General features: G+C 63.7%; 1 protein-coding gene. It reads left to right on the top strand.

All coding sequences use genetic code 11. The annotated features are described in order from the left end of the window. On the top strand, window positions 1-5,795 hold a 5,795-nt coding region (locus tag KAJ83_RS19130), incomplete at both ends, for an Ig-like domain-containing protein (RefSeq protein ID WP_246484919.1).

Genomic DNA, 5,795 nt, shown 5'->3' with positions numbered 1-5,795 from the left:
GATCTGCCGGACAACTTCACCTACACGGTGTCGGATGCCGACGGCTCGACGGACAGCGCGACGCAATACATCACGGTCACGGACGGGGTTCCGACGGCCGTCGACGACGCGACGGTGTCGGTCGAGGAAGGCGGCAATGCCGTCACGGGCAATGTGATGGCGAACGACAGCGAGGGGCCGGACGGCGCCACGGTCACGTCCTTCACCTATACCGATAGCAACGGCCAGACGCAGACGGCGACCGTCGATCTGGTGAACGGGGTGACTGTTACGACGCAATATGGCGCGCTGACGGTCGCGTCGAACGGCGATTGGAGCTTCACGCCCGATACGGCGATCGACCATGATGGTGCGGCGACGGTCGGGGATGCCTTCACCTACACGCTGACGGACGGTGACGGCGATAGTTCGACGGCGACGCAGGCCTTCACCATCGAGGATACGACGCCCGAGGTGGAACTGACCGTCACCCAGGCGGAGGGTTATGAGGACCAGCCGATCGCTCTCGACATCGAGGCGACGTTGACCAGCACGAATTCGAACGTGTCGATCTCGGTCACCTTGTCGAATGTGCCGACCGACGCGACCTTGGTGACCGCCGGCGGGCAGGTGCTGACGGGGGCGAGCAGCTATACGCTGTCCGCCGCCGATCTTCCCGGCCTGACGATCCAGGCGGGCGAGCATTCGGCCGACGACTTCGCCATCGAGGTGAGCGCTACCGCCACGAACGACGTCACGGGCGAGAGCACGACCGCGGGGCCGTCCCAGGTGCCGGTCGTGGTGCATGAAGTGGCGGACGATCCGACCCTGACGGTCGATCAGTCCGCCGACGTGGTCGGTGACCCGGGTACGGATGACGATATCGACGGCACCGCCGGCGGCGATACGATCCATGGCGGTGGCGGCGACGATACGATCGACGGGATGGCCGGCGACGACGAGTTGCACGGCGACACGTTCGAGGGACGGGTGTCGATCGACCTCGATATCTCCTCGGCGCTCGTCGACCAGGACGGTTCGGAAGAACTGACCGTCACGTTGACCAACCTGCCGGCGGGGGCGACCCTGACGGCCGGCGGTGTGGCGATCGCGATCGCGAACGGCAGCGCGACGCTGACGGCCGATCAACTCGACGACCTCGTGCTCGAGGTCGACAGCGATACCGCCGATTTCGATATCGGTGTGTCGGCCCGGACCGTCGATACGGACTTCGACGACGGCACGACGGATACGTCCGATACGCTCACGGATACGATTTCCGTCTCGATCTCCGATGCGGGGCAGGCCGGGAACGACACCATATCCGGCGGGGCGGGGGACGATACGATCTTCGGCAATGCCGGCGACGACGTCCTGCGCGGCGACGGTGGTGAGGCCGACGGCACGGTCCAGACCGGGCAGATCACGGCGGGCAATTACGACTCAACCGAAAACGGCTTCACGGTCACGGCACGGGTCATCAATAATGACGGCACGCTGTCGGATGCGACGACCGACAATGTCTCGGTCGGCGGATCGAACGACGGCACGGCCATCGGCGTGAAGGGCACGCCGGAGAGCGGTGTTGCCGGGCAACTTGGCTATGATCCGACGGAAGATACGTCGGAGCAGCTCATCGTCGGTTTCGACAACCCGGTCAGCAGTGCAACGGTCGGCGTTTCCAACCTCTACGCGACCGAAGGGGCGGGCGGCGAGCAGGGGCACTGGCAGGCCTATTCCAACGGCCAACTTGTCGGCGAATCCGACTTCATGATCCCGAATGGCGGCAATATCGGCACGATCTCGATCGACCTGCCGCCCGGCGTCACCTTCGACCAACTCGTCTTCACCGCGACGCCGTACCAGTCCGGTCAGGGCGGAAACGAGGGCGACAGCTCCGATTACTGGATCACCTCGATTGATTACGAATATGTCACGCCGGGCGATGCCGAAGGCAATGACACGATCTTCGGCCAGGAAGGCGACGATATCATCGATGGCGACGGCGGGGACGACGTTCTCTCCGGCGGCACGGGTAATGATACGATCGACGGTGGCACGGGTATCGACGACGTCCATGCGGGCGACGGCGAGGATACCGGCATCTTCACCATCGGTGAGGGGGGCGCCGGCGAGCGGTATGACGGTGGCACCGGGACGGATACCCTGGTCGTGCGGTACAGCGCGGCCGACCTGAGCGATCCGGCGATCGCGGCCGATATGCTGGCCTTGCAGCAGTTCATCGCCGACAATGCCGACCCCAATACCGACAGCGGGGCGGAACAGAGCTTCTCCGCGCTCGGCCTCACGGTGCAGGATTGGGAGGATGTCCGCTTCGAAGGGCCGCCGCCGAATACGGATGTCGAGCTTTCGCTCGGCCCGGCGGAAGGTGTCGAGGACAACCAGATCGCGCTCAACCTGAACGCGACGCTGGCGACCCCGACGGCGGTGCTGACCCTGGCGGTCACGATCTCCGACATCCCGCAGGGCGCCAAGCTGTTCGACACCAGCGGGAACGAGATTCAACTATCCGGAAACAGCGTCACGCTGTCACCGGCTCAGTTGAGCGGCCTCAAGATCCTGCCGCCGCAGGACTCCGGGGACGATTTCGACCTCAGCGTCTCGACGACGGTGACGAACCTGCTCGACGGCAGCATAACGACCGAGACCAATCCGCTGCCTGTGGCGGTGGCGGTGGACGCCGACGATCCGACCCTGACGGTGGACTCGGAATCCGTCTCGATCGGAGACCCCGGCACCGACGACGATATCGACGGCGGAGCGGATTCCGACACGATCTACGGCGGCGGTGGCGACGATACGATCGACGGCCATGGCGATGACGATCTGCTCTATGGCGATACGTTCGACGGCGCCAATGTCGCGGATCTGGATATCCAGTCGGCACTGACCGACACGGACGGGTCGGAGACGCTGACCATCACGCTCAGCGACATTCCGAGCGGCGCGACGCTGACCAACGCGGCCGGCGACACGATCACCATTACCAACGGCACCGCGGAACTGCAGCCGGATCAACTTTCGGGTCTGCAGATCACGACGCCGCAGGGCACGGGCGACTACACGCTGACCGTCTCGGCTCAGACGCTGGATACGGACGCGGATGACGGATCGACCGATCTGTCCAATGTCGTGACGGCCCAGATCACGGTCGATGTCACCAGTGCCGAGGACGGTGACGACACGATCACCGGCGGGGCCGGCGACGACACGATCTTCGGCCAGGGCGGGGACGATGTGATCCACGGCGACGGCGTGCCGGAAGGCGGTGCCGGTATCGCGGATCACTTCCCGAGCTACGCGCATGACCTCTCGAATGTCGTTCTCTACTTGGACGATGGGAACGGGAACTTCACGAAGGTGAAGATCGAGGATTTCCCGAGCGGTCAGGACGGCATACAGGACCCGGATCTGCTGCCTCTGAATCAGTTCGTGGAGCAGAACTATCAGGGCATGACCCTGGTCGGTGCCACGGTGAAGGCCGGCAATAACGGTGTTTCGGGCTATGGGCCGGGCGAAGGCGAGCTCACCATCATCCTGGATGGCGAATATAGCGTGGGCGACCTGCCGACCGGTGCGAATGCCGACGATGAACTCAGCTTCGACGATGCCTTCGACGGGATGACGATTGGTCCGCAGACCGATTGGCTCGGCGGGGGCGATCCGCTCGTGACCGGCGGGAACGACTTCGTCGACGACGGCAGCATGAATCACAATGGAACCGGCGCCGACGAAACCTATGTCGTCAATCGCGACCTCGTCATGAACGAGAATTTCCACATGGGCGGCGGCGACGACGTCCTGGTGGTTGACGGCAACACCCTTCAGGGCAGCAACCTGAACATGGGCGACGGCAACGACCACGTGAAGATCGTGGGCGATATCGGCGGGAATACCGCGGTCGATGGCGGTTCCGGCGACGATGTGCTCTATCTGGGCAAGGCTCAGAGCGCCTATCAGTTCCAGAACTTCACGAACAACCAGGGCCACATCAACACGCAGATCATCGACCTCGACACCGGGCAAACGCTGACGGTGAATAATATCGAGGCGATCGCGTTCGAGGATGGTAGCGTCATCGGCGATGCCTCGCTCGTACGGACCGGCGAGGCTGACCAGAACAGCTATGACGACACGCTGTATGGCGGCGCCGGCAACGACACCATCTTCGGCGATCAGGGTAGCGACATCGTCTATGGCGATGATGGCGATGACGTGATCTATGGCGACGGCGTGCCGGACCTCTCCGGCGGTGCGGGTCAGGGCTCCGGCTCGGGTTCCGGCTCCGAAGGCGGTATCGGCCCCTCCACCGACGGCAACGACTTCGTCGACAGCAGCGCCCAGAACCATCAGGGGACCAGCGGCGCGGATACCTATGTCGTCGATCGCGATCTGCGGATGAACGAAAACTTCCAGATGGGGGATGGCGACGACACGCTGGTCGTCAACGGCGACACCAGCCAGGGCAACAACCTCAACATGGGCGGTGGCAACGACCATGTGAATCCTGGCCAGAATATCCAGGGCAACACGGCGATCGATGGCGGCTCGGGCGATGATGTGCTGTATCTGAGCAAAGGCGAGGACGCCTATCAGTTCCAGAACTTCACGAATAACCAAGGCCACATCAACACGCAGATCATCGACCTCGATACCGGGCATATGCTGACGGTGAACAATATCGAGGCGATCGCCTTCGGCGACGGGCATGTGGTCGGGAATCCCGACCTCGTGCAGTACAATGCGGGCGACGGTAGTGACGGCAATGGCGACGGGAACGTCACCGGCCATTACGACGACACCCTGTTCGGCGGGGCCGGCGACGACCGGATATTCGGCAATCAGGGCGATGACACGCTCGATGGCGGTACCGGCAGCGATACGCTCGATGGTGGGGCGGGCATCGATACGGTCTATGGCGGCGATGGCGACGACAGCGGAATTTTCGTGGTCGGCCAGGGCGGCGATGGCGAGCGTTATGACGGTGGTGTCGGTACCGACACGCTCACCGTGCGCTATACCGAGGCCGATCTGCAGGATCCGGCGATCGTCGCCGACCTGCGGGCGTTGCAGCAGTTCATCGCCGACAATTCCAATCCGGCGACGGACAGCGGCGCGGAGATGACCTTCGAGGCGATCGGTCTCACCGTTCAGGATTGGGAGGACATCGTCTTCGACGGTCCGCCCATTCCCAACGCGATCAACGCGGCCGACGACAGTGCCGCTCCGCGCATGGAAGGCGGGGAGAGTATTACCGGCAATCTGCTCGACAACGACACATCGAACGGTGCCGAAGTCACGACCTTCACCTATACCGATGAAAACGGCCAGCAGCAGACGGGCACGGTCGGTCAGGCCGTCGATACGCAATACGGTACGTTGACGGTCAATTCGGATGGCAGCTACAGCTATGTCACCGACGCCAGTGAAGATCACTCGAATGGCGCGTTGAGCGAGAGCATCACCTATACCCTCTCCAATGGTGTCGATGTCGATACCGCGACCGCGACCTTCCAGATCACCGACGGAACCCCGACGGCCGTCGACGACGCGACGGTCACGGTCGAGGAAGGCGGCGCCGCCGTCACGGGCGACGTGATGGCGAACGACGTCGAGGGCCCGGACGGCGCGACGCTGACGAGCTTCGGCTACACCGACGCCAACGGTCAGGCGCAGACGGCCAATGCCGGGTCGACGGTGACGACGGCGAACGGCTCTCTGACGGTGAATGGGGACGGGACGTGGAGCTTCACGCCGAACGCGAGCGTGGACAACACGAACGGGGCCGTTGTCGA

It is taken from the genome of Marivibrio halodurans, assembly GCF_017963645.1.
GTDB lineage: Bacteria > Pseudomonadota > Alphaproteobacteria > UBA8366 > Aestuariispiraceae > Marivibrio > Marivibrio halodurans.
Note: the sequence above shows the minus strand (reverse complement) of the source record. Positions and strands in the feature narration are given on the sequence as shown.